General features: G+C 66.4%; 20 protein-coding genes. 12 read left to right on the top strand and 8 right to left on the bottom strand.

The window, feature by feature from the left end; all coding sequences use genetic code 11:
• The first annotated feature begins 15 nt into the window (after positions 1–15).
• A complete protein-coding gene (locus VGV41_RS15500; protein WP_326864802.1) occupies positions 16–1,824 on the top strand; it encodes a hypothetical protein in 1,809 nt (602 codons plus the stop codon).
• 148 nt (positions 1,825–1,972) lie between these two features.
• Positions 1,973–2,842, top strand: a complete 870-nt coding sequence (lepB, locus tag VGV41_RS15495; RefSeq protein ID WP_326864801.1) for a signal peptidase I — start codon at positions 1,973–1,975, stop codon at positions 2,840–2,842.
• A 264-nt stretch (positions 2,843–3,106) separates the two neighbouring features.
• Here the strand turns inward: lepB and VGV41_RS15490 are convergent, their stop codons facing one another.
• Entirely contained in the window at positions 3,107–3,877 is a 771-nt protein-coding gene (locus VGV41_RS15490; RefSeq protein WP_326864800.1) for a toll/interleukin-1 receptor domain-containing protein, read from the bottom strand.
• Positions 3,878–3,959: 82 nt separating this feature from the next.
• Between VGV41_RS15490 and VGV41_RS15485 the strand changes: the two genes are divergently transcribed.
• From VGV41_RS15485 to VGV41_RS15475, 3 genes are all read left to right on the top strand, one after another.
• Complete coding sequence (locus tag VGV41_RS15485; RefSeq protein WP_326864799.1) at positions 3,960–4,853, top strand: c-type heme family protein; 894 nt, start codon at positions 3,960–3,962, stop codon at positions 4,851–4,853.
• Positions 4,854–4,917: 64 nt separating this feature from the next.
• Entirely contained in the window at positions 4,918–6,816 is a 1,899-nt protein-coding gene (locus VGV41_RS15480; protein WP_326864798.1) for a hypothetical protein, read from the top strand.
• Positions 6,817–6,857: 41 nt separating this feature from the next.
• Positions 6,858–7,460, top strand: coding sequence for a hypothetical protein (locus tag VGV41_RS15475; RefSeq protein WP_326864797.1), 603 nt, complete (start codon positions 6,858–6,860; stop codon positions 7,458–7,460).
• Between the two features lie 297 nt (positions 7,461–7,757).
• Here the strand turns inward: VGV41_RS15475 and VGV41_RS15470 are convergent, their stop codons facing one another.
• Positions 7,758–10,079: a xanthine dehydrogenase family protein molybdopterin-binding subunit gene (locus VGV41_RS15470; RefSeq protein ID WP_326864795.1), complete on the bottom strand. Its 2,322-nt coding sequence runs from the start codon at positions 10,077–10,079 to the stop codon at positions 7,758–7,760.
• 29 nt (positions 10,080–10,108) lie between these two features.
• Positions 10,109–11,098, bottom strand: coding sequence for an extradiol ring-cleavage dioxygenase (locus VGV41_RS15465; protein WP_326864793.1), 990 nt, complete (start codon positions 11,096–11,098; stop codon positions 10,109–10,111).
• A gap of 354 nt (positions 11,099–11,452) precedes the next feature.
• Here VGV41_RS15465 and VGV41_RS15460 point away from each other — a divergent pair, with 354 nt between their 5' ends.
• Positions 11,453–12,214, top strand: coding sequence for a Crp/Fnr family transcriptional regulator (locus VGV41_RS15460; protein ID WP_326864792.1), 762 nt, complete (start codon positions 11,453–11,455; stop codon positions 12,212–12,214).
• Positions 12,215–12,219: 5 nt separating this feature from the next.
• Here the strand turns inward: VGV41_RS15460 and VGV41_RS15455 are convergent, their stop codons facing one another.
• Genes VGV41_RS15455 through VGV41_RS15440 form a run of 4 tightly spaced genes read right to left on the bottom strand, consistent with a single transcriptional unit; the run spans position 12,220 to position 17,445 of the window.
• The gene (locus tag VGV41_RS15455; RefSeq protein ID WP_326864790.1) at positions 12,220–13,020 is read right to left on the bottom strand and encodes an enoyl-CoA hydratase/isomerase family protein; all 801 of its coding nucleotides are present in this window, start codon (positions 13,018–13,020) and stop codon (positions 12,220–12,222) included.
• A gap of 10 nt (positions 13,021–13,030) precedes the next feature.
• On the bottom strand, positions 13,031–15,211 hold the full coding sequence (locus VGV41_RS15450; RefSeq protein WP_326864789.1) for an acetate--CoA ligase family protein: 2,181 nt from the start codon (positions 15,209–15,211) through the stop codon (positions 13,031–13,033).
• Between the two features lie 15 nt (positions 15,212–15,226).
• On the bottom strand, positions 15,227–16,387 hold the full coding sequence (locus tag VGV41_RS15445; RefSeq protein WP_326864787.1) for an acyl-CoA dehydrogenase family protein: 1,161 nt from the start codon (positions 16,385–16,387) through the stop codon (positions 15,227–15,229).
• On the bottom strand, positions 16,384–17,445 hold the full coding sequence (locus VGV41_RS15440) for an acyl-CoA dehydrogenase family protein (protein ID WP_326864786.1): 1,062 nt from the start codon (positions 17,443–17,445) through the stop codon (positions 16,384–16,386). The genes VGV41_RS15445 and VGV41_RS15440 overlap by 4 nt, the downstream gene beginning before the upstream one ends.
• A 219-nt stretch (positions 17,446–17,664) precedes the next feature.
• Between VGV41_RS15440 and VGV41_RS15435 the strand changes: the two genes are divergently transcribed.
• The 5 genes from VGV41_RS15435 (at position 17,665) to VGV41_RS15415 (ending at position 23,219) form a co-directional block, all read left to right on the top strand.
• On the top strand, positions 17,665–19,263 hold the full coding sequence (locus tag VGV41_RS15435; protein WP_326864784.1) for an ABC transporter substrate-binding protein: 1,599 nt from the start codon (positions 17,665–17,667) through the stop codon (positions 19,261–19,263).
• A gap of 78 nt (positions 19,264–19,341) precedes the next feature.
• The gene (locus tag VGV41_RS15430) at positions 19,342–20,289 is read left to right on the top strand and encodes an ABC transporter permease (RefSeq protein ID WP_326864783.1); all 948 of its coding nucleotides are present in this window, start codon (positions 19,342–19,344) and stop codon (positions 20,287–20,289) included.
• Between the two features lie 10 nt (positions 20,290–20,299).
• Entirely contained in the window at positions 20,300–21,202 is a 903-nt protein-coding gene (locus VGV41_RS15425; RefSeq protein WP_326864781.1) for an ABC transporter permease, read from the top strand.
• The gene (locus tag VGV41_RS15420; RefSeq protein WP_326864780.1) at positions 21,202–22,257 is read left to right on the top strand and encodes an ABC transporter ATP-binding protein; all 1,056 of its coding nucleotides are present in this window, start codon (positions 21,202–21,204) and stop codon (positions 22,255–22,257) included. Before VGV41_RS15425 ends, VGV41_RS15420 begins: the two co-directional genes overlap by 1 nt.
• Complete coding sequence (locus VGV41_RS15415) at positions 22,254–23,219, top strand: dipeptide ABC transporter ATP-binding protein (protein WP_326864779.1); 966 nt, start codon at positions 22,254–22,256, stop codon at positions 23,217–23,219. Before VGV41_RS15420 ends, VGV41_RS15415 begins: the two co-directional genes overlap by 4 nt.
• Here VGV41_RS15415 and VGV41_RS15410 read toward each other — a convergent pair.
• A complete protein-coding gene (locus tag VGV41_RS15410; RefSeq protein ID WP_326864778.1) occupies positions 23,216–24,493 on the bottom strand; it encodes an MFS transporter in 1,278 nt (425 codons plus the stop codon). The two genes, VGV41_RS15415 and VGV41_RS15410, sit on opposite strands and share 4 nt — an antisense overlap.
• A gap of 109 nt (positions 24,494–24,602) precedes the next feature.
• Here VGV41_RS15410 and VGV41_RS15405 point away from each other — a divergent pair, with 109 nt between their 5' ends.
• Complete coding sequence (locus VGV41_RS15405) at positions 24,603–26,414, top strand: gamma-glutamyltransferase family protein (protein ID WP_326864777.1); 1,812 nt, start codon at positions 24,603–24,605, stop codon at positions 26,412–26,414.
• Positions 26,415–26,838 lie beyond the last annotated feature (424 nt).

Here is a 26,838-nt window from a genome sequence, read left to right as displayed (position 1 = left end):
GGAAGGATGGGCGACATGTTTGCTCGCAAGTCGTTTCAGCTTGGAATTTTCGGACTCGGCGCCTGCGCCGCGCTGACGTTGGCCGCGCCTGAATTCGCACGGGCGGCGGGGTGTCCGGCCGGCACGCTTCCGGCCGGCGAGTACCAGGGGCACCCCTTGTGCAGTCATGCGGCATTCCAACAGGCCGCCGGCCAGCGGCCTGGCGGCGGCGTCAATCCATCCCCGTCCAAAAGCGCGGAGCAGCCGAAGGTGGTGATGCCTGCGGCGACGGCCGAGCAAAAGCGGCTGATGGATCAGGTCCAGCAGCGGTTGAAGGCATCTGAAGCCGCGGAAAAGAATGCGGCGACCAAGCCGTCCGGCCTGACGATTCCGTCGAAGACGGCAGAGCAGCCGAAGGTGGTGATGCCTGCGGCGACGGCCGAGCAAAAGCGGCTGATGGAGGAGGTCCAGCAGCGGCTGAAGGCATCGGAGGCCGCGCAAAAGAACGCAGCGACCAAGCCCTCCGGCCTGACGATCCCGTCAAAGACGGCGGAGCAGCCGAAGGTGGTGATGCCTGCGGCGACGGCCGAGCAAAAGCGGCTGATGGAGGAGGTCCAGCAGCGGCTGAAGGCATCGGAGGCCGCGCAAAAGAACGCAGCCAGCAAGGCGCCTGGCCTGACGATTCCGTCAAAGACGGCAGAGCAGCCGAAGGTGGTGATGCCTGCGGCGACGGCCGAGCAAAAGCGGCTGATGGAGCAAGTCCAGCAGCGGCTGAAGGCAAGGGAGGCTGAGCAAAGCAAATCGGCACAGCAGCCAGCCGGCAAACCCGGCGGCTTGAACATCACGACCAGGACGCCGCATCCCGAGGAGCCGAAGCAACCGGTCAACGTCGTTCGTCAGCCACCGCCGGCGAACCAGCATCCCGGCATGGCCATCGCGAAGCCGGCGTCGCCGGCGATTGAGCCGAAGCAACCTGTCAACGTCGTTCGTCAGCCGCCACCGGCGAACCAGCATCCCGGGTTGGCCATCGGCAAGCCGCCGGCCCAAGCAGCCGAGCCAAAGGGGGCGGTCAATATCTCTCATCCGCCGCAGGAGCGGAACCTGCAGCAAGAACAGGCTCAGCAGAAGCTGCAGCAGGAGCGGCTCAAGCAGCAGCAAGAGCAGGCACAGCAGCAGCGGCTGCAGCAGAATCAGCAGGCGCAAGAGCGTGCCAAACAGCAGGCAGGGCAGCAGGCTCAGCAGCAGGCGCAAGAGCGCGCCAAGCAGCAGGCCGCGCAGCAAGCTCAGCAGCAGGCGCAAGAGCGCGCCAAACAGCAGGCGGGGCAGCAGGCTCAGCAGCAGGCGCAAGAGCGTGCCAAGCAGCAGGCCGCGCAGCAAGCTCAGCAGCAGGCGCAAGAGCGCGCCAAGCAGCAGGCCGCGCAGCAAGCTCAGCAGCAGGCGCAGGAGCGCGCCAAGCAGCAGGCGGCGCAGCGGGCCCAGCAGCAGGCGCAGGAGCGCGCCAAGCAGCAGGCGGCGGAGCGGGCCCAACAGCAGGCGCAAGAGCGCGCGAAGCAACAGGCGGCGCAGCGGGCCCAACAGCAGGCGCAAGAGCGCGCCAAGCAGCAGGCGGCGCAGCGGGCTCAACAGCAGGCGCAAGAGCGCGCCAGGCAGCAGGCGGCACAGCGGGCTCAACAGCAGGCGCAAGAGCGTGCCAGGCAGCAGGCCGCGCAGCGGGCTCAGCAGCAGGCAGCGGAGCGGGCTCGACAGCAGGCGGCGCAGCGAGCGCAACAGCAGCGCGCGCAGGCGAATCATCCGCCCTCATGCCCACCGGGAAGCCGCTTCATCGAAGGCCGTTGCGTACATTGACCACGGGCATGCGGGTCGTGGCGTTCGAACTTGAGGCGGACGGGGCGGCACGTTCCCAGGCCTCGAATTTGAACATGTCCGTCAACGAGAACCCTGAGGACGCGCACAAACGAGCACGGGGTGCTATTCCCGCGACAGGGCAAATCGGATGACCGCGCAGAGCGCGCCGATAAACGAGAGGGAGCCGCTGCGGCGGTCGCGGTTTTCCGCCGCCATCCTCTCGCTGATCGTGCCCGGATTCGGCCAGTTCTATGCCGGCCGCCGGGACCGCGGGTTCGTTTTGGTCGCTCTTTACGTGCTGTCGAGTTTCTGGGTCTGGCTTTGCCTGGCGGGCATTTTGCCGCGCCTCTGGATACTCGCTGCCGCGATCGCCGCGTTGCTCTGTGTTTACCTCGCGTCCCTCATCGATGCCGTCACCGCGGCTGGCAAGATCGAGGCCTACGTGCCCCGAGGGTTCAATCGCTGGTATTTTTATGCGGCGATCGCCATCGCTCTTCTTTTGGGGAAGACCGCCCTCTCGCACGCGGCAGATCCACTCCTGGGCGGCCCAGGTTTCTACCGGGTCCCGTCCGCCAGCATGGCGCCGACGGTGCGGCCGGGCGAGGCTTTCATGGCCGACGTGCTTTATTTCCGCCGGCATGCGCCGAGGCGTGGCGACGTGGTCGTTTTCAATCGGCCCAGGCAACCGGGCGCGCGTTCGATCATGCGAGTGGTCGCGCTCGGCGGCGACCGCGTCTCCGTTGTTCGCGGTCGCGCGGTGGTGAACGGCACGTCCTCAAACGAGCCTTATGCCGATCTGGGCGATCCGGCCGCGTTCACCAATACGACGGGCGAGTGGGTCGTGCCGCAGGGTGCGGTCTTCGTATTGGGCGACAACCGCGCGAACAGCGTCGACAGCCGCCTCTACGGTCCCGTGCCGATCGGCAGCCTCATCGGCCGGGTCACCGAAATCGCCCTGTCGGAGCATTTTGATCGCGTCGGACAATGGATCGGGACGCCGCCTGACCATGCCCAGTGACCGGCTTGTTTCCGCTGCTGCGCGCGACCGAGCTGCGCCGAGGGTGCGACGATGAGACGAAGAGGCATTCGGATGCTGTTAGTCGTCGCCTGCGTGATCGGCGGCGTCCTCTACGTCGGACATCGGTATTTCAATGATTTCAATAATCTGCTCAACAATCCGCGCTGCGTTTCCGATTGCTGGGAAAATGGAAAGCGCGTGAAATAAGTCGAGCGCCGACGGCGATCCTCATCTGGGGCCACACGGGTCGCATCGAATAACCGCCTAATGCGGAGTCCGCCTGACACGCGCCAGAAAAGCCGCCTGGTCTTCGGATGACCGAATCCGGCGTGACAAACGCTCGTGGAAGTCATCGAGCGAAGCCGCGGCCGCCGCTTCCTTTCGCGCCAGGACCGGGGCGATCGGCCCGATATAGATCATCAGCGCCGTTTGTGCGCTTTCGATCGCCTGTTCGGAAATCCGCGGCTTCACGCCGTTCGCCGCGGCGAGCGGCGCGGTCACCGGCTTCCGGACCGACGACCGGTCGCCAGTCATACCGATCGCGGCCACGAGTTCAGCCATGGCGCGATCCCAATCGTCAAAACCATCGATCCACTGTCGGGTGGCAAGCTCGTAATGGAGCGCACCCCTGGGCAGGGCTTCCTCGACGCGCAGCGGAATGACAGGAATCTTGAAGGCGCTGGCCAAGGACAGCTCCTTGCTGACCTCGTCGGACTCGTTCGTCCGTGCCGAAAAGACCAGAACCATTGCTTTGGCAGTTTCCAGGGCATGGACGATGGCGCCCTGATAGTTCTGCCCGGCGAGCACGTCACGGTACGCTATCCAGCAGGGCAGACCGGCGCGTTCGAGAGCCGCGCACGCTGCCGCCGCCCGCGACTTGTCGGCGGAAGCAAAGCTGATGAAAATCCGATCGGCCATCCTGGGCTCGCCTGACGGAACTTGCCATTTGCGCATGCGCACTATAGCGCCAGACGGCGTCAGGGTCGATTTTTGAAGCGCGTCTTCTGCGTCTTTCGCGCCGAAATGCTTGAGCATTTTAGAGCGCTGGAATATGAAAGGTGGGGTACAGGGCAGGTCGCTTCAACGCGGTTTCATTCGCCCGCCCCGGGGGGCGTCAATGGGCCTGCGAACCAAATTCAACCTCGCGATCCTGGCCGCCTTCGTCCTCGGCTTTTTTGCCACCGCCTTCCTGCTGAACCGAAACTTTGTCGCCGCCGCGCGCGAGCAGGTGATGGCCAATGCCCGGGTCATGCTGTCGGAGGCGGACGCCGTTCGCGACTACACTGTCAAGCAGGTGGAACCTGTTTCCGGGACCGAACGGGACGGCAAGTTCATTGCGGCCTCAGTGCCATCGTTCGCCGCCCAATCGACGTTTCACGGACTTGGCGCCGACTTCCCGGCCTATGCCTACAAGGAGGCGGCCCTCAATCCGACCAATCCGGCGGACCGTGCGACCGACTGGGAAGCCGACATCATCAATGCCTTCCGGCAAGACGCGGCGCGCAAGGAAATCGTTTCCGAGCGCGAAACGCCGATGGGCGTCACGCTGAGTCTGGCGCGGCCGATCCCCGTGAACGAAGGCGCTTGCCTGGCGTGTCACAGCACGGCGTCGGTGGCGCCCGCCGCCATGCTCGCATCCTATGGAAGCGCCAATGGATTCGGCTGGAAGCTGCACGAGGTCATCGGCGCGCAGATCATATCGCTTCCATTGTCGATGCCTCTGCAACAGGCGCGCCACTCGCTTTACCTGTTTCTCGCCATGCTCACCGGCGTATTCGTCCTGATGTTGGGCATCTTGAACGTGCTGCTGCATTATCTTGTCATCCGTCCCATGACGCGGATGTCGCGAATTGCGACGGACGTGAGCCTCGGCAACATGTCGGCAGAGCAATTCAAGGCGAACGGTCAGGATGAGGTCGCGGCGCTGTCGGCGGCCTTCAACCGCATGCGCCACAGTCTCGAGACCGCGCTCCACATGCTGGAAGAGCGGGATCCGGCTCCGGTATCGTGACGCCGACAGGTCTTCGCATGCAGCGCCATTCCGGACGCAATCGTCATTCAATCTTGGGCGCATCATGAACATGGCGGTGACCGCAGACAGCACGCGTGAAGCGGTCGAGCCGGCAGGGCCGCCGCGCCCGCGGCTTGTGCTCCGGCTCGGGGTGACCGCTCACCGGCCGGGCTCGAGCTTGCCCGCGTCGGAGCTGGATCGCATCCGCGCCCAGGTGGCGGAGTTGGTTGACCGCGCCGCAAAGGCGGCCCGTAGCATCCAGCAACAATACCAGTTTGCCTATTCGGCCGAGCCGCCGCTGCTGGTCGCTTTATCCGCACTCGCCGAAGGCGGCGATCGGATCTTCGCCGAAGAAGCCCTGCGCGCCGGCTGGCAGCTCGATGTCGTGCTGCCCTTTGCGCGCGAAGTCTATGAACGCGACTTCAGCACGCCGGAATCGCGGGACCGCTTCGGGGAGTTGGCGGTTCGTGCGCGGGCGGTTTTTGAAATCGACAGCATCTGCCCCGATGACGATCGCAGCGTGGCCTACGAAACAGCCGGCCTCGTCATGCTCGACCACGTCGATGTGGTGCTCGCGATCTGGGACGGTGGCGCGAGCGGCGGGCGGGGCGGCACGCGGGAAATCATGGACGAGGCGTTGCGGCGCAATCTTCCGATCATCTGGATCTCGTCGGCCGTCGACCGCCAACCGGTTCGCTGGAAGCAGCGTGAGCCGGTTCCGGTTTTTGCCGGCAGCAAAGCCTCCGACGACTTCGCGGCGCTGATCATGGACACGCTCAGACCGCCGGAGTCCGCGGCCGATGAATCGGGTCAAAGCGAATTGGCGCGGCTGAAGCGCTTCCTTTCGGAAGAAGAGCGTCATCCGGCGCCGTGGACGTGGGCGCACGATTTGCTGCTCCGACTGTTGACGGGAAAGCCGGCGGCCGCACCAGGACGGGTCGTCGAGCGGCAAAACGAATGGAGCGAATTTCTCGACGGCCTGCCGCCGAAGGCGCGGCTCGGCAACGCGATGGAAGAGGTGCTGCGGAAGCGCTTCTTATGGGCCGATCGCAAGGCGACAGAGCTCGGGCGTCTGTACCGCAGCGCCTATGTGCTGAGTTTTCTATTCGCCGCACTCGCCGTCTTCGTGGGACTGCTGACGATTCTGGACGGCTGGGCCGCGCTGTTTGGCGATAACATCGCAGTCGCCAAGACGGTCTGCGCGGGCGCCGAGCTGTTCTTCATTGCGCTGATCATCAGCATTACGGTCGCCGGACGGCGAGGCCGGTGGCACGAACGGTTTCTCGACGTGCGAGGCTTGGCTGAAATGCTTCGGCATGCCCGCGTGCTCGCCCCTGTCGGAAGGGTCGGACGCATCTTCTCGGGACATGCCGCTGCGGGGAGAGGCGGAGACAGTTGGACGCTTTGGTACGCGCGCGCCGCCATCCGTGAGCTTCCGCTGCCCAATGCACGCGTGGACACCGCATTCATTCGCGACAGCATAACCGCGGTCGTTCGCCATGAACTGGCCGGTCAAATTGCCTACCATCACGAAAACCACAAATCGCTGGAAAAAGCGCATCACAGGTTGGATCGGGCAGGCGAGGTGCTTTTCTATACGGCGATCTTCATGTGCCTTCTCTGGTTCTCCATCGTGGCGGTCTATGGTTTCCAAACCGCCGACCACACCCACTGGATTTCCCACACCTTGAAGTCGATCCTCACCTTCCTCGGTGCGGTTCTGCCGGCATTTGCCAGCGCCCTCGCAGGCATTCGGGGACAAGGCGATTTTCGCGCGTCCGCGCAGCAGTCGGTAGCGACCGAGAAGGAGCTCAGGGGATTGCTGCATCGGGCCGAAACCCAGATGCCGACGTATTATCCGGAGGCCTGTGCCTTCCTTGAGGCGGTCGCCGACGCGATGAACTCGGAACTTGGCCAGTGGCGCCTTTTGTTCAGCTACCGCCCGCTCCCAGCGCCTGGCTGAGGCGGCGTTTCATGCGCACGAAGAGAGGGGAGTAATCGGCAATGACCGACGATCTGTCATACGCATTCGCAGCCGGCGTATTCAGTCGGGAACGGGTCTTTCGACTCGGTGCGCACGCTCTCGATTGGCACGACGCCCGCCATAGCGGGAGCATCGCCTATGCCGATGTCGAGAGCGTGCATTTGTTTTCCGCGTACCCCCCGAATGGATCCGCAACGCGCGTCTGCTCCCTTCGCACCCGCGCAGGCAGCCGCTGCGTTTTGAAATCAAAAAGTGCCAGATCCTGGGGGCGGATCGAAGATCGCGCCGCTGACTACGGGCCGTTCGTCCGCGAACTGCTTGATCGCATTTCCTCGGCCGCGCCGCAGGTTCGTATTTTCGACGGTCTGCCAACCGCCGCATACATCGGACAAGCCATTGCGCTGGCTGTTGTCAGCCTGCTGATTATCTCCGAACTTGTGCAGGTGATCGTCGACTGGCGGACAGGTTCGGACGGCGCAACAACCTCGCTGATCCTGATGGGCGTATTGATTGTGCCCGCAGTCGGCATTGCGAAGACGGTTTTTCGCGGTCGGCGACGCCGCCTTAGCCCAGAGAGCCTGCCCGACGATCTCCGAGCCGTTAGATTATCGGCACATACCTAGCGGCAACGGCTTTAGCCACCGGCCGGTGGCGGAACGAGCGTGGTAATCGACCGATAGCCCTGCCGCGATCGGGAGTAGATCATGCGCGTGGCGCTTGCGCTGACGATTATGTTGGCCGTCACGACGGCCTCATTTGCGGGGAGTTCATCGACATGCCGCTCACGCAGCAGCAACTGGCCGACTTCTACCCGGATCCGAATCTCGGCAAATAACCGACGCCGTTCCTCCGTCTCGATCGAGAAACACCGCGCCGTCGCCGGCGCGGTGTTTTTTTTTGGACGAGCGTTGGGGCCGCCTTCAGGCCGTCCTAGCCTGCCGCGCGCCTTGCAGCGCGCTCCACACCCGCGGCGGCGTGGCCGGCATGTCGAACTGCGTCACGCCCGCCGTGCGCAGCGCGTCGATCACGGCGTTCATGCAGGCGGCGAGCGCGCCGGTGGTCCCCGCCTCGCCGACGCCCTTGGCGCCGAGCGGATTGTTCGGGCTCGGCACGCCGTGCGAAGCGAGGCTCGGCGTCGGCAGCAGATCGGCGCGCGGCATGAAGTAATCCATGAAGCTGCTCGTGACCAGCTGGCCGTTGCCCTCGTCGTAATGGCAACGCTCGCCGAAGACCTGCGCGGCGCCTTGCGTAATGCCGCCATAGAGCTGACCGTTCGCCAAAGTCGGGTTGATCACGTTGCCGACATCGTCGACGGCGGTGTAGCTGACGACGTCGACCGCGCCGGTGTCCTCCGCGATCTCGACCTCGACCACGTGCGCGCCGCTCGGGAAGGCGCGCGAGATGTCTTTCGCCGCTATCGTGTCCAGAGGATGCGGCGTGTCTTTGGCATGGCGCTCGATGACCTGCGTCATCGTCACCGAGCGGTCGGTGCCGGCGATGGTGAACACGCCGTCGGCAAAGCCGATGTCGCCGACATTGGCTTCCAGCATGTCGGCCGCGAGCCGCTTGGCTTTTTCGACAATGACCTCGCTCGCGACCTTGAAGGCGCTGCCCTGCGACATGGCTGAGCGCGAGCCGATCGACGGATTGCCGTGCAATTGCGGCCCGGCCGGATCGCCGCCATGTGAGATGATGCGATTGGCCGGGATGCCGAGCCAGCCCGCCATCAATTCCGGAAATACCGTTTCATGCCCTTGCCCGCTGGCGCCGGCGACATTGTGCAGCACGAGCGAGCCGTCCGCCTTGAAGAACGCGGCCACCTCGTCCTGCTTGGCATGGCCGCCGCCGGAGGGTTCTATGAACATCGCGCAGCCGATCCCGCGCAGCTTGCCGGCCTTGCGCGACTGCCGCCGGCGCGCGTTGAAGTGCGCCCAGTCCGACCGTTCCTTCACCTTGTCCAACAGACCGGGGAAATCGCCGCTGTCGAACATGATGCCGGTCAGGGTGCGATAGGGCAGCCGTTTCTTCTTGATCAGGTTGCGCGCGCGCAGCTTCAACGGGTCGACGCCGAGCTTGGCCGCAGCCTCGTCGATCAAGCGCTCGACGATCAAATTGGCTTCCGGGCGCCCGGCGCCGCGATAGGCGTTGGTCGGCGACGTGTTGGTCATGACCTGCCGATGGCGGCCGTAAAGGCTGTCGACCTCGTAGACGCTGGCGCCGATGGCAAGCCCGTTGACCGAATTGGTCAGCACACCGGCTTCGGCCAGATAGGCGCCGGAATCGCACAGCCAGTCCGTGCGGAGCGCGAGGAAGCGGCCATTCTCGTCATAGGCCAGCGTGCCGGTGAGCGTGATGGCGCGGCCGTGATTGTCGGTGAGGAAGTCGTCGGTGCGCGTCGACAGCCATTTCACCGGCCGCTGCAGCTTGCGCGCGGCGAACATCAGCACCGGATATTCCGGAAATGGCGCCGTGCGAGCCCCGAAGGCGCCGCCGACGTCGACCATGTGGACGCGGATCTTGTCGGCCGCGACGCCGGCCATCTTTGCCAGCCCATCGCGGAGCGCCCAGTTGCCCTGGTTCGGCGTGTAGACGTCGTAGCTCTCGCTGGCGGTTTCGTAGGCCACGAGCGCGCCGCGCACCTCCATCGGCGTCGGTGCGACGCGCGGGCTGTCGATCGTCAGCGTCACGGTGCCGTGCGCCTGGGCGATCAGCGCGGTGGTCTTCGCCTCGTCGCCATACTCGAATTCGAAGCAGACATTGCCGGGAATGTTGTCGTGGATCACGGTCGCGTCCGCCGCGAGCGCCTGCTCGAAGCTGACGACGGCCGGGAGGTCCTCGAAGTCAATCTCGATCAGTTCCGCCGCATCGCGCGCCGCGGCGGCGGTCTCGGCGATCACGACGGCGATCATGTCGCCGACGAAACGCACGCGGCCGCTCGCCAGCATCGGGCGCTCCGGCATCCTGATCTTCTGGCCGCCGCGGCCCGGCGGTGGCTGCAGCGGCGGCAGCGTGGCGAAACCGGCGTCGCGCACATCGTCCGCGGTCAGCACCAGGAGGACGCCGGGGCTCTTGCGCGCGGCGGCGACGTCGATGCGCCTGATGGTGGCATGCGCCCGGTCCGAACGGCGGAAAAATGCGTGCGCCTGGCCGGGCAATTTCCAGTCGTCGGTGTAGCGGCCCGCCCCGGTGACGAGGCGGGCGTCTTCGCGCCGGCCCTTGTAGGCCGAATTGGTCGTGCTCATTCCCTGCGCCCTTTAAGGGGCGGCAGCGGTCAACGCCACACGGCGAAGCCCATGCCGCAGCCCGTTCCTGCCGCAGAGCGATAGCACGGAATGTACTCTTGCCAAGCCGTATCCAGACGCTCGCAGGCGCCGGCGACTGTGATCCAGTTTCTGATCTCCGAGCTGCCGGAATTCAGCCGCGCCGGGTCGATCGTGGAGAGCGCGATGGCGTCCTTGTTGCGGCAGGCGTCGAGCACCATGCGGTCGAGTTCTTCGTCGACGGCGAAGTGGCTCAGCCCGCCCGAGCCGAGGATGCCGACGCGGGCGTTGCCCCGGAAGCTGCGAACAGCCTTGGCGATCGCCTGGCCGAGCTCGTAGCAGCGGCGTGGCCGCGGCTGGTTGGGCGGAAAGTAGGTGTTGAGCGCCAGCGGCACGATCGGCACCACCTTTGCGCTCATCAGCCGCTGATGCACGTAGCCGAACGCGTGGCCTTCGCCGTGCGCCTTCGTCAACCGCGTCGACTGTGCGATGTCGAACTCGTCGTCCATTAGCGTATCGATCAGATGCGACGCCAGCTCGTGCGCCACCGGGTATTCGATCGGCTCGCTCTTGACGTGATACTGCGAACGGGCGTGGCGCCAGAACTCGGGCGCGTCCTCGGCCATCATCAGCGGATTGTTGACGATGGTCTTGCCGCGATAGATGAGGATCGCGGGCATGTTGTCGTCGCCGTATTGCTCGTTCTGGTCGTCGCCGACGATGACGAGCGCGTCCAGATTGGCCTCGTGGATTTCGCGGTCGAGACGGTTGATGTTCGCCGTGCAGGCCGCCGTGCGCTGCTCCAGCACCTCGTGCTTGATCTGCTCGCGGATCGAGGGATCGGCGCGCTCGAGCAGTTCGCCATAACTCACGGCGCGGCCGTGCTTGTCGAGCAGCTTGCGGCCGCTGGCGTCGATCTCCGCGTGCTTCGGATAATCCTCAGCGGGGCTGTTCAGAAGCGGGCTGTGCGATGCGCCCACTCCCAGCACGATATCGGCCATCAATCTTCTCCTGCGCGTTGATTAAGAGATCCTGCGTTCGCGGGTGCAGGTCGGCAAGATCATGGTCCCGGCCCTTGCGAACCGGCGGAATTTGCCGGCGTTACCGGCCTTTCCGCATTGAGGGAAGCGGGGGGCCTCCGGCAGCGCGCCATTTCCCTTGATATCTATGTGGTTCGTCGCCTGCGACGAGCTGCCGCGGTGGTAATTGCGGTAATCATTTACTTTTGCGCGCAATCTCCCTAAATTCACTGAACTGAATGTATGGCGACCCGCCCGTGAGGCGGGCGCCGGAGTGGGGCAGCCGCGGGGGCGGCCAATAAAAGCGGTGCAAGCCGGCTTCGAGACGGACCCAGAATGACTGCTGTTATCGCGCTCGTGCGGCCGCCGGATACGGCGCCGCCGGCGGAGCATGCTTCATGTGCGCAGTGCCCTGCCTTGGAGCTGACCTTCTGTCGGGCCATCGCACGGAAAGCCGGTATTCCGCGCGACCGGATCCCGAGCGTCGATCAATTCGTGCACACGGTTGCGGCGCGCCGGATCATCTGTCGCGAGCAGGACGAGTTGGCGGCGGTGCCGATCATCTGCAGCGGCTGGGCGCTTTCGGCGGTTATGCTCGCCGACGGCAGCCGCCAGATTCTGTCCTTTCTCCTTCCGGGTGATGCGGCCTCGTCGTCCTTGCTGCTCGAGCCGAAGCCGAACTGCTTCGTCGAGGCGATCACGAATGTGACCTATCGTGCGTTCAACCGCGCGGACCTCAAGCAACTCATGGCGGCCGATCCCTCGGCTCTGGGGACGCTGGCGCGTGTGTGGACGCAGGAGAAGCGCCGTACTGACGAGCTCGTCGTCGATCTCGGCCGCCGCTCCGCCGCGGAGCGCATCGCCCGCCTCATCCTCGGCCTCTTCCAGCGGCTGCAGGAGCGCAGCATGACCGCGGGCCCCCACGAGATCGATTTCCCGCTGCGCCAGCATCACATCGCCGATGCCACCGGCCTGACGCCGGTGCATGTCAGTAAATTGCTGTCCGAATTCCGGCGCAAGGGATTGATCCGGTTGAGTGAGCGTTCGCTCGTCATCCTCGATCCGGCGGGTTTCCGCGCCGCCGCCAATATACGCTGAGCCGATCAGCGGCCGGTGAAATCCGGAATGCGGCGTTCAGCCATCGCCTTCACGCCTTCCTTGAAATCCTCGGTCTTGCGCAGCCGCGTCTGCTCGGCGAGCTCGTGCTCGGTCGCCTTGCGCACGCGGTCGGCGAGATCGCCGCGCATCGTCGCGCGGGTGGAGACGAGCGCGAGCGGCGCGTTCTCGGCCATCTCCGAAGCCAGCATGAGCGCGGCCTGGCGCACCTCGCCTTGCGGCACCAGCGCGTCGGCAAGACCCATGGCGTAGGCGTCTTCGCCGGTGACGCGGCGGCTGGTGTAGAACATCAGCGCCGCCTTCGTCGCGCCGATCACCGCCGGCAGCGTCACGGTCAGGCCGAAGCCGGGATGGAAACCGAGCCGGGTGAAATTGGCGGCGAAGCGTGCCTCGGGGCAGGTGACGCGGAAATCCGCCACCATTGCGAGCCCGAGGCCGCCGCCGATGGCGGCGCCATGAATGGCGGCGACAATCGGCTTCCTGGTACGGAAGAGTCGGTTACCCTCGAGATAGAGGTGCTGCACCGCCTGCGCGCGATTGAGCTCGCCCGGCCGCTGACCCTGGTCGTCGAGCGTCGAGCCGTCGCCGAAATTGGCGCCGGCGCAGAACGACTTGCCCTGCGAGGCGAGCACGACGGCGCGGCAGCCGATGTCGTCGTCAAGCGCCTCGAGCGCCGAGGCGACCTCCTGGATCAGCGCGACGTCGAAGAAATTGTGCGGCGGACGGCGGATTTCGACGAGCGCGACGCGGCCGCTTTTCTCGACGCCGATATCCTTGAACGGACCCATCGCGAATCTCCTATTCGGCCGCGTCGCGGCCCTGTGCCCGCGGCGCGGCGCCTTTGACGATCAGCGCATCGACGACAGTGACGCCATCGCCCTTGGCATGCACGATCACCGGATTGAGGTCGATCTCGGCGATGGTGTCGGCGTGGTCGGCGGCGAGTTGCGACAGCGTCACCATCAGCGCGGCCAGCGCGTCGACGTCCGCCTCCGGCGCACCGCGGAGGGCGCCGAGCAGGCGCGCGCCCTTCAGGCGTCCGATTAGCGCCAGCGCGGCGTCATGGTCGAGCGGCATCGGCGCCAGCGCCGTGTCGGCCATCGCCTCGACCAGCACGCCGCCGAGGCCCACCATCAGGAGTGGCCCCCAGCGCGGATCGCGATTGACGCCGAGGATCACCTCGCGGCCGGGCCGCGCCATCGGCGCGACCAGCACGCCGTCGATCGTTGCCGCCGGTGCGTGCCGCCGCGCCGACGCGAGCACGCGCTCGTAGGCGGCGCGGACGTCGTTGGCTGCGACGTTCAGCGCCACACCGCCGGCCTCGGTCTTGTGCAGAATGTCGGGCGACTGAACTTTCAGCGCCACCGGACGGTTGAGCGCGCGGGCGGCGGCCTCGGCCTCGTCCGCCGAGCGCGCCAGCACGGCGCCGTCGTCGCCGTCGATGCCGTAGGCGGCGAGCAGGGGCCGCGCCTGCCATTCGCCGAGCACCGGAGCGGCGGTCGCCAGCACCGCGCGCACGGCATTGCGCGCCTGCGGCGATGACACCCGCGCCGCGGGCCGCCGGGTCAGCCGCGCGCGCCGCTCGCGATAATCGCACAGCGCCCGCATCGTGCGCGCGCAGCCGGGCGCGCCGGTGAACAGCGGGTAGCCGCCCTCGTTCAGGATTTCGACGCTGCGCTCGGACGGCAGCGTGTAGGTCCACATGAATACCGGCTTCTTCACGTCGCGCCGCAGATCCTTGAGCTTCTGCAAATCGCCTTCGAGGAAGGCCGAGCGGCGTGCGGTAATCACGACGATGACGCCGTCGATCAGCGGCGAATCCGCAACGACGCGGGCGAGGCCGGCGTAGCCCATCTTCTGCACGCCCTGCGCCGTCGAATCGACCGGGTTCTGCGACGTCCCGTAGGAGGGGATCTGCGCATCGAGCGCCTGGCGCGTCGCGCCGTCGAGCACCGGCACGTCGAGCCCGACCGCGGCGCAGGCATCCGCCATCCACACGCCGGCGCCGCCGGAGGCGGTGCAGATGCCGATGCGCTTTCCGGCGGGCAACCGGTCGCCGCAGGCGAGAAAACCGACGGCGAGATCGAGCATTTCGTCGAAGTCGCGGCCCTCGATCAGGCCGTCATGCTCGAAGATGGCGCGGTAGGCCGCCTGCGAGCCGGCGAGCGAGGCGGTGTGCGAGGCGACCGCGCGCACGCCCGGCTCCGACTGCCCGATCTTGCCGACGATCAGCGGCTTGCCGGCGGCGAGCGCCTTCGCCGCCGCGCGGCGGAATTTGTCCGGCGATTTCACGTCCTCGACCAGCAGCAGGAAGACATCGGTGCCGCCCTCGTCGAGCAGGAAATCGAGCACGTCGGCGACGTCGAGCGCCGCTTCGTTGCCGGTGGTGATGACCTGGCGAAACAGGAGATTGCGCGGCCGCGCGCGATCAAAAAAGGCAAAGCCCGCGCCGCCGCTCTGCGAGATCACCGAAATCTGGCCGCTGCCGATCGACTGCGTCGGTCTTATCGCACCGGCGGATTTGTCGAGCGCCGGCGAGAAGGTCGGGCAGAAGCCGGCGGCGATATTGGCGAAGCCTTCCGAGTTCGGCCCGGTGACGGCCATGTCGTAGCGTCGCGCGATGGCCGCGATCTCCGTCTGCATGCGCGCACCGCCGCCGCCCGGCTCCTCGGCGAAGCCGGAGGAGAGAATGACGGCTGCCTTGATGCCGGCCTTGCCGCAGCGTTCGAGCTCGGCGGCGACGTGCACGGCGGGGATGATCAGCACCGCCATGTCGACGGTCTCCGGCAGCGCCTCGACCGACGGAAAAGCCTTGTGGCCCTGCACTTCGACGGCGCTGCGGCTCACCGGATAGAGCCGGCCCTCGTACGGATGGCTGAGGATGGTCTCGAAGATGCGGCCGCGCAGGCTATGCAGATCGTTTGACGCGCCGACCACCGCCACCGATTTCGGCCACAGCAGTTTCTGCAAATCCGGCACGGTGACGCTCCGCTGTCAGCGCAGTCCGAGGCCGCGCGCGATGATGCCGCGCAGGATCTCGGTGGTGCCGCCCTGGATGGTCAGCTTCGGCGCGATCATGGTGGCGAAGGCGAGCTGCTCTTCGAGCGTCTCGCGGTTGCCGGCCTCCGGTGCGAGGAACGCAGTGAGCTCGCGCACGCGGTTCGGCAGCTTCTGCTCCCAGATCGTGCCGACGTCCTTCACCAGCGAGCCTTCCACCACCGGCTCCTTGCCGGCGTGCAGCATGCCGGCGACCGACACGGACATCCGCCGCAACGTATGCAGTTGCGCGACCAGGCGGCCGAGGCCTTCGGCGCCGCGCAGGTCCGGCTCCGGACCGAGCGCGCGGATCAGCTCCAGCATCACGTAGAAGGTCTCGAGGAAGCGCTCCGGGCCGCTGCGCTCGTAGGCGAGCTCGCTGGTCGCCTGCTTCCACGCGCCGTCGATTTCGCCGAGCACGTGATCATCCGGGACGAAAGCGTCGTCGAACACGACCTCGTTGAAGTCGTGCTGACCGCTCATCTGGTACACCGGATTGACGGCGATGCCCGGCGTCTTCATGTCGACCAGGAACTGCGTCAGGCCGTGCCGGCGGTTCTCCTTGGTCGACGGCGAGGTGCGGAACAGGCCGAGCATGTAGTCGGCGATGTGGGCGTTCGAGGTCCAGATCTTGGTGCCGTTGATCCTGAAGCCGCCATCGACTTTGGTCGCCTTGGTCGTGGCGGCGAACAGGTCAGAGCCGGAATTCGGCTCGCTCATGCCGATGACGAAGCAGAGTTCGCCGCGGCAGATGCGCGGCAGGATGTCCTGCTTGATGTGCTCGGGCGCGTATTTCAAAAGCACCGGCCCGCTCTGCCGGTCGGCGACGAAATGCAGCCGCACCGGCGCATTGGCGACGCGGAATTCCTCGGTGACGACGTAGCGTTCGAGGAAGGAGCGCGCCCGGCCGCCGTATTGCTTCGGCCAGGTCATGCCGATCCAGCCTTTGGCGCCGACGCGGCGGCTGAAGGCAGGATTGTGCGAATCGCCGTGGCCCGGCCGGTACGGATCGAAGGTGCCGGCGGCGATCTCCTCGGCGAGGAAGGCGCGCACCTCTTCGCGCAACGCCTCGCATTCGCCGGGCAGGCGGATCTGGTCGAATTGCAAAACCGCCGTCATCGCGACGCCACCAAAGGCCAGAAATCGTCGGCCCCGCGGGCGGCGACGCGCCTGCCGAGCTCGGCTGCCCAATGGCTTTCGTTGCCGAAGTCGTCGCGCCAGGCGAGCATGCGCAAGGTGAATCGGTGCAGGACATGCTCCTGCGTGAAGCCGATGGCGCCGAACACCTGATGCGCGATGGCTGCGCCTTCCTGCGCGGCCTCGGCGCAACGAATTTTCGCGGATGCGGCTTCGAGGAAGACGCCTTCGTCGATATCGTCCGCCTGAGCCATCGCGTCGGCGGCTGAGCCGGAGACGGCCAGCGCCGCCGCCACCTCGCCGGCGAGGCGCGCGAGGTTCTGCTGCACCGCCTGGAATTTGCCGATCGGCCGCTCGAAGGCGACGCGCTCGTTGGCGTAGGCGACGCTCATCGTCAAAATCGCTTCCAGCGCGCCGGCGGTCTCGACCGCGCGCACGACGGAACCCATCAGCATCAGCGTGTCGCGGTCGATGCCCGCCGGTGCATGCTTGAGCGGCGTCACGCCATCGAACCCGATCATTGCGCCGGCATCGTCGGTGATGCCACGGCGCGGAGTGACGCGGCAATCGCGCGTCGCGACGAGCGCGACGACGGGACCTTGCGCGCCGTCGGCCAGCACGGCGACATGTTCCGCCTCGGCCGCAAACGGGACGGCGCTGGCGTGTCCGGCAAGTCTGCCAGCGCCATCGAGCGTGATGCGGTCGTGCAAGCGCACCGGCGCGACCGTCATCGCGGTTGCCGGCGCAACGATCCCGGCGCGCGCCAGCAGCCAGCCGGCGAGCAGCGTTTCCGCCAAGGGGACGGCCAGCGCATAGCGGCCGGCAACGCCGAGCACGGCGAAACCGTCCGTCAAATCGGCGCCGGAACCGCCAAGACGATCGGGCACCCAGGCAAGCGGCAGGCCGGCTTCGGACAGCGCGTTCCAGAGCGGCATTTTCCAGGCGCCGTCTTTTGCCCGGTTAACCGCCTGCGGCTCGGCGAGATCCGCAAAAATGCGTGCAGCGGTGTCGGCGACGATGCTGTCACTACCCTCCGCCACGTTCGATCCGCTCCCGCCTTCCGCCCTGTCACTTCTTTTTATCGCAGGCATGGTGAGGCGAAGCGGGCGGCTTGGCAAGGCGGTTCGCGCGGTGCGCATTTGCTGCGTTGCGGCCGCATTGTGCGGTTGATCGTGCGATGCCGCCACGCTAGCGTGCTCGTCAAGAAAAAGAGCGAGCGGGCGAGGCCCGCATCGTCGTACAGACCAGGGGAGGATATGATGAAAGCCGGGCTTTCCGCCTTGGCGGCTGCCGCAATGGCGGTCGCGTCCATCGCCGCCGCGCACGCCGCCGACCAACCGAAGCACGGCGGCATTGTGCGCTTCTATCACCGCGAAACGCCGCCGAGCCTGTCGATCCTCGAAGAGGCGACGTTCTCGGTCAACGCGCCGGCGATGGCCTTTTTCAACAATCTGATCGTGTACGACCAGCACAAGCCGCAGAACAGCATGGACACGATCGTGCCCGAGCTGGCGACGAGCTGGTCCTGGGACAAGACGAACACCGCGCTCACCTTCAAGCTGCGGCAGGGCGTCACCTGGCACGACGGCAAGCCCTTCACGGCGAAAGACGTGAAGTGCACCATGGACCTGCTGCTCGACAAAAATCCGAACGACAAATTGCGCAAGAATCCGCGCAAGGGCTGGTTCGAGGAAATCAGCGACGTGACGACGAACGGCGACTTCGAGGTCACGATGCACCTCAAGCGGCCGCAGCCGTCGCTGCTGGCGATGTTCGCTTCCGGCTACACCCCGATGTATCCGTGCCACGTACCGTCGGCGCAGCAGCGCACGCATCCGATCGGCACCGGGCCGTTCATGTTCCAGAGCGAGCAGCAGAACGAGTCGATCAAGCTCGTGAAAAACCCGCACTACTGGAAGAAGGGCCTGCCTTATCTCGACGGCATCGAGTACACGATCATCAAGAGTCGCGCGACCGCGGTGCTCGCTTTCGTCGCCGGCAAGGTCGACGTGACCTTCCCGACCGAGATGACCAAGGCGCTCGAGGACGACATCAAGAAGCAGGATCCGAAGGCGATCTGCGAACTGGCGCCGATCAACGTCAATACCAACCTGATCATCAACCGCGACAAGCCGCCGTTCAACAATGCCGAGCTGCGCTCGGCGATGAACATGGCGCTCGATCGCAAGGCGTTCATCGACCTGATCCTGCAGGGGCAGGGCGATGCCGGCGGCTCGCTGTTGCCGGCGCCGGAAGGCGTCTGGGGCATGCCGCCGGACATGCTCAAGACGATCCCCGGCTACGGCGACGTCGCCAAGGATCGCGAGCAGGCGCGCGCGATCATGACCAAGCTCGGCTACAGCAAGGACAAGCCGCTCAAGATCAAGGTGTCGACGCGCAATCTCGCCACCTATCGCGATCCGGCGGTCGTGCTGATCGACCAGCTGAAGACCATCTGGATCGACGCCGAGCTCGATCCGGTGGAGTCGAGCGCGTGGTTCGCCAAGGTGGCGCGCGGCGACTATGCCGTCGGCCTCAACCTCACCGGCAACGGTATCGACGATCCCGACCAGGCCTTCTACGAGAACTACGGCTGCGGTTCGCAGCGCAACTACACCCACTACTGCAATCGCGACCTGCAGAAGCTGTTCGACCAGCAGTCACAGGAGACCGACCTCGCCAAGCGCAAGAAACTGGTCTGGGAAATCGACAAGAAGATCCAGGAGGATGTCGCGCGCCCGATCCTGTTCCATGCGCGCACCGGCACCTGCTGGAAGCCCTACGTGAAGAACCTGACGATCATGACCAACAGCGCCTACAACGGCTACCGCTACGAGGACCTGTGGCTCGACAAATAAGCGGTTGACCGGTCTGCGCCCGGCCGTGGTGGGACGGCCGGGCGCCTTTATTTTCGTCGCGCGAGGCGGGAGGTCATCGTGGCGGGCTATCTGATCAGGCGCTTCGGCCTGATGCTCGTAACTCTGTTCGGCATCTCGGTGCTGGTGTTCGTGATGCTGCGGCTGGTGCCCGGCAACATCGCCGACATCCTGTTCGATGCCGCCGGCCTGATCGACACCGCCGACAAGGCCAAGCTCGAGCACGACCTCGGCATCGATCAGCCGATCGTCATCCAGTACGCGCACTGGGTGAACGGGCTGGCGCACGGCGATCTTGGTTATTCCTACGTGTCGGAGAAGCCGGCGCTGCAGGAGATCGCCCCGCGCATTCCGATCACCGCCAAGCTCGCCGGGCTCGCGCTGGCGTTCTCTGTGATGTTCGGCGTGCCGCTCGGCGTCATCAGCGCCGTGAAGCAGAACTCGGCCATCGATTACGTATTGCGCGTCATCAGTCTGAGCGGTCTGTCGATGCCGGCCTTCTGGCTCGGATTGTTGATCCTGATGGCCTTCGTCGCCTGGTTCGGCGAGATTCCCATCTACACCGATCCGCCCGTCGGTTTCTGGAATACGCTCTGGCTCTACAGCGTGCCGGCCGCGGCTGTCGGCTTCCGCTCGTCGGCGCTGGTGATGCGGCTGACGCGGTCGTCGATGCTCGAAGTTCTGCGCCAGGACTACATCCGCACGGCGCGCGCCAAGGGCGCCTCGCTGCGCAGTGTCAACTATCACCACGCGCTGCGCAATGCGCTGTTGCCGGTCGTCACCGTCATCGGCATCGAGGCTGCGTTCCTGATGGGCGGGCTCATCGTCACGGAGACCGTATTCAATATTCCCGGCGTTGCCCGCTTCCTGGTCGAGGCAATCCGCTGGCGCGATTATCCGATCGTGCAGAACCTGGTGATGTTCATCGCCGTCGTCGCCGTCGGCATGAATTTCCTCATCGACGTGCTCTACGCGGTGCTTGATCCGCGCATCCGGTATTCGGGGTGAGGTGACACGAATGGCCAGCATCGACATCGCTCCGCCGCCCGCGCCGCTCGCGCCTGCCGCCGATCGCGGCGAAAGCGTGTGGTCGAACCTGCGTTACTACGCGGCTTCGCATCCGCTCGGCGTCGTCGGCGCGCTGATCATGCTGATGTTCGTGTTCGCGGCGCTGTTCGCGCCGTTGCTGACCGCCTACGATCCGACCGCCACCAGCCCGGCGGTGGCGTTGAAGCCGCCGAGCGCGGTGCATATTTTCGGCGCCGACGCCATGGGCCGCGACATCTATTCGCGCATCGTCTACGGTGCGCGCATCTCGCTCGCCGTCGGCGTCGGCTCGACCTTCCTCGGCTCGGTGTTCGGCGTCGCGCTGGGCTTGGCCTCCGGCTACATCGGCGGCTGGGTCGATCTGATCATCCAGCGCATCGTCGACGTGCTGCAGGCGGTGCCGCTCCTGGTGCTGGCGCTGGTGATGGCCGCCTCGCTCGGCCCGGCGCTCGACAATACCATCGTCGCCATCGCCATCCCGCTCGTTCCCTACACCGCGCGCGTCATCCGCTCGAACACCTTGGCGCTGCGCGAACTGCCGTTCGTCGAGGCGGCACGCGCCATCGGCATGAGCGAATTCCGCATCGCCGTGCGCCATGTGCTGCCGAACACTTTGGCGCCGCTCATCGTCATCATGACGGCGCAGCTCGGCGCGGCGATCCTGACCGAAGCGTCGCTCTCCTTCCTCGGTCTTGGCGTGCCGGAGCCGCATCCGTCCTGGGGCCGGATGCTGTCGGAATCGGCCGCCGAATACGTACGCACGGCGCCATGGCTGGTGATCTTCCCCGGCATCGCCATCAGCCTTTCCGTGTTCGGCACCAACCTGTTCGGCGACGCCTTGCGCGACATCCTCGATCCGCGGCTGCGCGACTGATGGCTTTGGCAACCGACACAGCACATGCGCTGCCTGCGGCCGAACCGGCCGTGCCGCTGCTCGTCGTCGACGACCTGCGCACGGTGTTCGACCTGCGCCACGGCGAGGTGAAGGCGGTCGACGGCGTCTCGTTCGCCGTGATGCCCCACGAGACGCTGGCGATCGTCGGCGAGTCCGGCTGCGGCAAGAGCATCACGGCCTTGTCGCTGATGCGGCTGGTGCCCGAGCCGCCTGGGCGTATCGCCGGCGGCCGCGTCGTGCTTGACGGCCGCGACCTGTTGGCGCTCGACGAGGAAGCGATGCGCGGCGTCCGCGGCAAGGACGTCGCAATGATCTTCCAGGAGCCGATGACCTCGCTCAATCCGGTGCTGACCATCGGCAGCCAGATCGCGGAGGTCGTGTTGCTGCACGAGAACGTCAGCCGCAAGGAGGCCTGGGCCAAGGCGGTCGACATGCTGCGGTTGACGCGCATTCCGGCGCCGGAGCAGCGCGCGCACGAATATCCGCACCAGCTCTCCGGCGGCATGCGCCAGCGGGCGATGATCGCCATGGCCCTGGCATGCAATCCGAAGGTGCTGATCGCCGACGAGCCGACCACGGCGCTCGATGTCACCATCCAGGCGCAGATCCTCGATCTCATCCTCGACCTGCAGCAGAAACTCGGCACCGCGGTGATCCTCATCACGCATGATCTCGGCGTGGTGGCCGAGACGGCGCACCGCGTCATCGTCATGTATGCGGGGCGCAAGGTGGAGGAGGCGGCGGTCGAGGAATTGTTCGCGCGGCCGCAGCATCCCTACACGCACGGGCTGATGGCCTCGATCCCGCGGCTGCCTTTGATGCGCGGCGACACGGAGGCTGCCGGCGAGCGCTTGCAGGAAATCCCCGGCACGGTGCCGGCGCTGACAAACCTGCCGCCGGGCTGCGTGTTCGCGCCGCGTTGCGCGCACGCGATCGACCGCTGCCGCACCGAATACCCGCCGTACGAAGAGAAGCGGCCGGGGCACTGGGCCGCGTGCTGGCGCTCGCGCGAACTGTTCGGGGACGCGCCATGACCGAACCCGTGCTCGAGGTCCGCGATCTCAAGAAGCATTTTCCGGTGCGCACCGGCCTGCTGCAGCGCGCCGGCGGCACCGTGTTCGCGGTCGACGGCGTCAGCTTCTCGATCGGTCACGGCGAGACGCTGGCGCTGGTCGGCGAATCCGGCTGCGGCAAGTCGACGGTCGGCCGCACCGTGCTGCGGCTCATCGAGCCGACCGCCGGCGAGATCCGCGTCGGCGGCAGCGACATCACCAAACTGTCCAAGGCCGAGCTGCGCCCGTTCCGGCGGCAGATGCAGATCATCTTCCAGGACCCGTTCTCCTCGCTCGACCCGCGTATGTCGGCGGGCGACATCGTTGCCGAGCCGTTGCGCGTGCACGGCATCGCCAAGGGCGGCGAGGTAAAGAAGCAGGTCGCGGCACTGTTCGACCGCGTCGGCCTGCGCAAGGCGCAGATGGACAACTACCCGCACCAGTTCTCCGGCGGCCAGCGCCAGCGCATCGGGATTGCCCGCGCGCTCGCGCTTCAACCCAAATTGATCGTCGGCGACGAGCCGGTGTCGGCGCTCGACGTCTCGATCCAGGCGCAGGTCTTGAACCTGATGCTCGACCTGCAGAAGGAGATGGGGCTCGCTTACCTGTTCATCTCGCACAATCTCGCGGTGGTCGAGCACATCAGCCATCGTATCGCGGTGATGTATCTCGGCCGCATCGTCGAATACACCGACAAGAAGACCTTGTTCACGCGCGCGCTGCATCCCTACACCGAGCAGCTTCTGCTCGCGGTGCCGGTGCCGGACCCGCGCGTGAAGCGCCAGAAGCGCGTGCTGCAGGGCGACGTGCCGAGCCCGGTCAACCCGCCGTCCGGCTGCCACTTCCACACGCGCTGTCCCTACGCGGTCGACCGCTGCCGCGCCGAGTCGCCGGCCCTGCGCGAGGTACGCCCCGGGCAGATGGTCGCCTGTCACCTGCGCTAGAGCCGCACGCGCCAGTGGATGATGCCGAGCACGATCAGGCTCAAAAGCGACGTCGCGATCAAATAGAAGCTCGGCGCCAGCGACGAGTGCGTCACCGCCACCAGCCACGACGCGATCAGCGGCGCGAAGCCGCCGAAGATCGGCACCGCGATATTGTAGGCGAGCGCGATGCCGGTGCTGCGCGTCGCCGTCGGGAACAGCTCCGACATCAGCGCCGGCAGCACGCCGCTGTAGGCGGCCTTCAGGATGCTCAGCCAGCAGACGATGCCGACGATGCCCACGAGCGACGGGTTCGCCACCAGCAGCACGAAGGCCGGATAGGCGGACACGGCAAACAGCACGCAGACGACGACCATCAGCCGCAGCCGGCCGATGCGATCCGACAGATGCCCGAAGTAGGGCGCGCCCACCATCAGCAGCGCGCCGCCGACGGTGGTGGCGATGAAGCCAAGCGTTTGAGGCAGGTGCAATTGCCGGATCGCATAGGTCGGCATGTACAGGATGATGTAATTTGCGCTGGTCGAGAGCACGACGATGCCGATGCACATCAAGAGCCGGTCCCAGTGATCGCGGAAGAGTTCGCGGATCGGTGCGCGCGCCGGACCCTGGGCCTCGAACTCCGGCGTCTCGCCGACGTGCTGACGAATGTAATAGCCGATCGGCCCGATCAGGAGGCCGAACAAGAACGGCACGCGCCAGCCCCAACTGCTCAACTGCTCCGGCGTCAACAGGCCGAACAGGATCACGCCGAACAGCGAGGCGAGCATGGCGGCGAGCCCCTGGCCGAACCACTGGAAGGCGGCGAAGAAGCCTTTGCGCTCGCGCGAATGCTCGACCAGGAACGCCGTGGCGCTGCCGAATTCGCCGGCGACGGCGAAGCCCTGCAACAGCCGCGCGATCAGCACTGCGATCGGCGCGAGGATGCCGATCATGCTGTAGGTCGGCATGACGGCCATCAGCGCGGTGCCGATGACCATGATGACGATCGACAGCAGCATCGCGGCGCGGCGGCCCTTGCGGTCGGAATAGGCCCCTAACACCAGCGCGCCGAGCGGCCGCACCAGATACGAGACGCCGAAGGTGCCGAAGGTCAGAAGCAGCGCCGTCGTCGGATTGGCGTTCGGAAAGAACAGATGCGAGATGGTGACGGCGAAATAGCCGTAGACGAGAATGTCGTACCATTCGAGCGCATTGCCGATCGACGCGGCGGCCAGAATCCGGAACGTGCTTGCTTGATGCGGCGCGCCCGACGCCGCGGCTGATGCTGACGACATGTGTTTCCCCTCGGCCGGCGAGCCCCCCTCTACCGGTAGGGCAAGGTTGCCGCGAAGCCCGGCCTGCGACAAGGTGGCGCCCTCGCAGGGCGTCAATTAGTGTGTGGCCATGGCAGAAGTCTCCAAGATCAATCCCAATCCGTTCACCACCCGTCCCGAGATCGAGGGAACCTTCGGCGTCGTCACCTCGACGCACTGGATCGCCACGGCGGTCGGCATGTCGGTGCTGGAGAAGGGCGGCAACGCTTTCGACGCCGGCATCGCAACGGCCTTCGCGCTGCAGGTGCTCGAACCGCATCTGAACGGTCCCGGCGGCGACGTGCCGGTCATCGTGCACGACGTGAAGCGCGGCAAGACCGAGGTCGTCTGCGGGCAGGGGCCCGCGCCGGCCGGCGCCACCATCGCCCATTACCGCAGCCTCGGCCTCGACATGGTGCCGGGCACCGGCCTGCTCGCCGCCTGCGTGCCCGGCATGTTCGACGCCTGGATGCTGCTGCTGCGCGACTACGGCACGATGCGCGTCGCCGACGTGCTGACGCCGGCGATCTTCTATGCGCGCAACGGACATCCGCTGGTCGAGCGCGCCAGCGCCACGATCGGCGTGGTCGCCGATCTCTTCCGCGACCATTGGCCGACCTCGGCGGCGGTCTATCTGCCGGACGACAAGGTGCCGCAGCCCGGCGTCCTGTTCACCAACCCGACACTTGCCGACACGTATGAACGCGTGCTGCGCGAGGCGGAGAGCGCCGGCTCCGATCGCGTCGCGCAGATCGAGCGCGCGCGCAAAATCTGGTCGCAGGGCTTCGTCGCCGAGGCGATCGACAAATTCTGCCGTACGCAGGAGGTGATGGACGTCACCGGCGAGCGTCATCGCGGCGTGCTGACCGGCGCCGACATGGCGGCGTGGCAGGCGCATGTCGAGGCGCCGCTCACCTACGACTACGGCCGCTATACCGTGTGCAAGGCCGGCATCTGGAGTCAGGGGCCGGTGCTGCTGCAGCAGCTCGCGCTGTTGAAGGGCTTCGATCTCGACGGGCTCGATCCGACCGGCACCGAGTTCATCCATCTGCAGGTCGAATGCGCCAAGCTCGCCTTCGCCGACCGCGAGAAGTTCTACGGCGATCCGGACTTCTCCGACATTCCTGCGGCGACGCTGCTGTCGGATCGCTATAACGACGAACGGCGCAAGCTCGTGACCGACAAGGCCTCGCTCGATTTGCGGCCCGGCTCGATCGAAGGCTTCGGCGCGGTGGTCGCGATGCGGCGCGCAGAGGGGGCACGCGGCGCGGTCGGCGCCTTCGGCGCCGGCGAGCCGACCGTCGGCCGCCTCGGCGAGGTCAATGGCGACACGGTGCATTTCGACATCGTCGACCGCGACGGCAACATGATCTCGTCGACGCCGTCCGGCGGCTGGCTGCAATCGTCGCCGGTGATCCCGGAGCTCGGCTTCTGCCTCGGCACGCGCGCGCAGATGTTCTGGCTCGACGAGAAGCATCCGGCCGCGCTCGTGCCCGGCAAGCGACCGCGCACGACATTGTCGCCCACGATGGCGTTGCGCGACGGCGAGCCGTATCTCGCCTGGGGCTCGCCCGGCGGCGACCAGCAGGATCAATGGACGACGCAGTTCTTCCTGCGCCACGTCCATTGCGACATGAATTTGCAGGAAGCGATCGACGCGCCGGCCTGGCACTCCGAGCATTTCCCGATTTCGTTCTGGCCGCGCACCGCGCGTCCCGGCGTGCTCGTTATCGAGTCGCGCGTGCCGGAGGCGACGATCAAGGAATTGCGTGCGCGCGGCCATGAGGTCGAGGTCGGGCCGGGCTGGTCGGAAGGGCGGCTGACGGCGGCCTCGCGCGTCGGCCCGCGGCGCCGCGCCGCCGCCAATCCGCGCGGCATGCAGGGGTACGCGGCGGGACGGTAAGTTTTGCGCGCTGTCCCGATTCAAATTTCAAACAGCCAATGCAGCGCGTGGCGGGCTTGCCGGCTTCGCGCCGGGCATGACTCATCGCCCGTATTGTTTGGTCGGCGTCGGGTACGCCGCAGTCCGCAGTCCAATTCTTCGCTCCCTTAAGGGGAGCGGAGCGCCGGCAGACGCGGGAGCTTGCGATCGCTCCCGGGGCGGCTGGCGAAGCCGCCCGATGAGACGCTTGCGAGGCGTCTCCTCATCCCTTGCGATCGGGACGAGGCGCCTCCCGGCGCTCCACTTGCGGCGTTCTTGAAGACCCTTTGGGCCGTACTTCCGGGCAGCGACGGGGCCCGTGTTCAAGCCCCCGATCCGGAGCGGTGGCCACCGCTCCTTCGTCGCCGCCGCGTGCAGCCCATCGTTCCGTAGAACTGCGGGCAGC

The sequence above is a fragment of the Pseudolabrys sp. genome (assembly GCF_035943735.1).
Classification (GTDB): Bacteria; Pseudomonadota; Alphaproteobacteria; order Rhizobiales; family Xanthobacteraceae; genus Pseudolabrys.
The sequence above is the reverse complement of the archived record's forward strand: the minus strand, read 5'-3'. Positions and strand labels throughout refer to the sequence as shown.

Excerpts from the sequence above, each read along its gene's own strand:
- VGV41_RS15460 (WP_326864792.1), top strand. The coding sequence starts at position 11,453 with ATGACTGCTGTTATCGCGCTCGTGCGGCCGCCGGATACGGCGCCGCCG.
- VGV41_RS15410 (WP_326864778.1), bottom strand. The coding sequence starts at position 24,493 with ATGTCGTCAGCATCAGCCGCGGCGTCGGGCGCGCCGCATCAAGCAAGC.
- VGV41_RS15435 (WP_326864784.1), top strand. The coding sequence starts at position 17,665 with ATGAAAGCCGGGCTTTCCGCCTTGGCGGCTGCCGCAATGGCGGTCGCG.
- VGV41_RS15415 (WP_326864779.1), top strand. The coding sequence starts at position 22,254 with ATGACCGAACCCGTGCTCGAGGTCCGCGATCTCAAGAAGCATTTTCCG.
- VGV41_RS15425 (WP_326864781.1), top strand. The coding sequence starts at position 20,300 with ATGGCCAGCATCGACATCGCTCCGCCGCCCGCGCCGCTCGCGCCTGCC.
- VGV41_RS15455 (WP_326864790.1), bottom strand. The coding sequence starts at position 13,020 with ATGGGTCCGTTCAAGGATATCGGCGTCGAGAAAAGCGGCCGCGTCGCG.
- VGV41_RS15485 (WP_326864799.1), top strand. The coding sequence starts at position 3,960 with ATGGGCCTGCGAACCAAATTCAACCTCGCGATCCTGGCCGCCTTCGTC.
- VGV41_RS15475 (WP_326864797.1), top strand. The coding sequence starts at position 6,858 with ATGACCGACGATCTGTCATACGCATTCGCAGCCGGCGTATTCAGTCGG.
- VGV41_RS15490 (WP_326864800.1), bottom strand. The coding sequence starts at position 3,877 with ATGCTCAAGCATTTCGGCGCGAAAGACGCAGAAGACGCGCTTCAAAAA.
- VGV41_RS15420 (WP_326864780.1), top strand. The coding sequence starts at position 21,202 with ATGGCTTTGGCAACCGACACAGCACATGCGCTGCCTGCGGCCGAACCG.
- VGV41_RS15480 (WP_326864798.1), top strand. The coding sequence starts at position 4,918 with ATGAACATGGCGGTGACCGCAGACAGCACGCGTGAAGCGGTCGAGCCG.
- lepB (WP_326864801.1), top strand. The coding sequence starts at position 1,973 with ATGACCGCGCAGAGCGCGCCGATAAACGAGAGGGAGCCGCTGCGGCGG.
- VGV41_RS15445 (WP_326864787.1), bottom strand. The coding sequence starts at position 16,387 with ATGACGGCGGTTTTGCAATTCGACCAGATCCGCCTGCCCGGCGAATGC.
- VGV41_RS15405 (WP_326864777.1), top strand. The coding sequence starts at position 24,603 with ATGGCAGAAGTCTCCAAGATCAATCCCAATCCGTTCACCACCCGTCCC.
- VGV41_RS15500 (WP_326864802.1), top strand. The coding sequence starts at position 16 with ATGTTTGCTCGCAAGTCGTTTCAGCTTGGAATTTTCGGACTCGGCGCC.
- VGV41_RS15465 (WP_326864793.1), bottom strand. The coding sequence starts at position 11,098 with ATGGCCGATATCGTGCTGGGAGTGGGCGCATCGCACAGCCCGCTTCTG.
- VGV41_RS15470 (WP_326864795.1), bottom strand. The coding sequence starts at position 10,079 with ATGAGCACGACCAATTCGGCCTACAAGGGCCGGCGCGAAGACGCCCGC.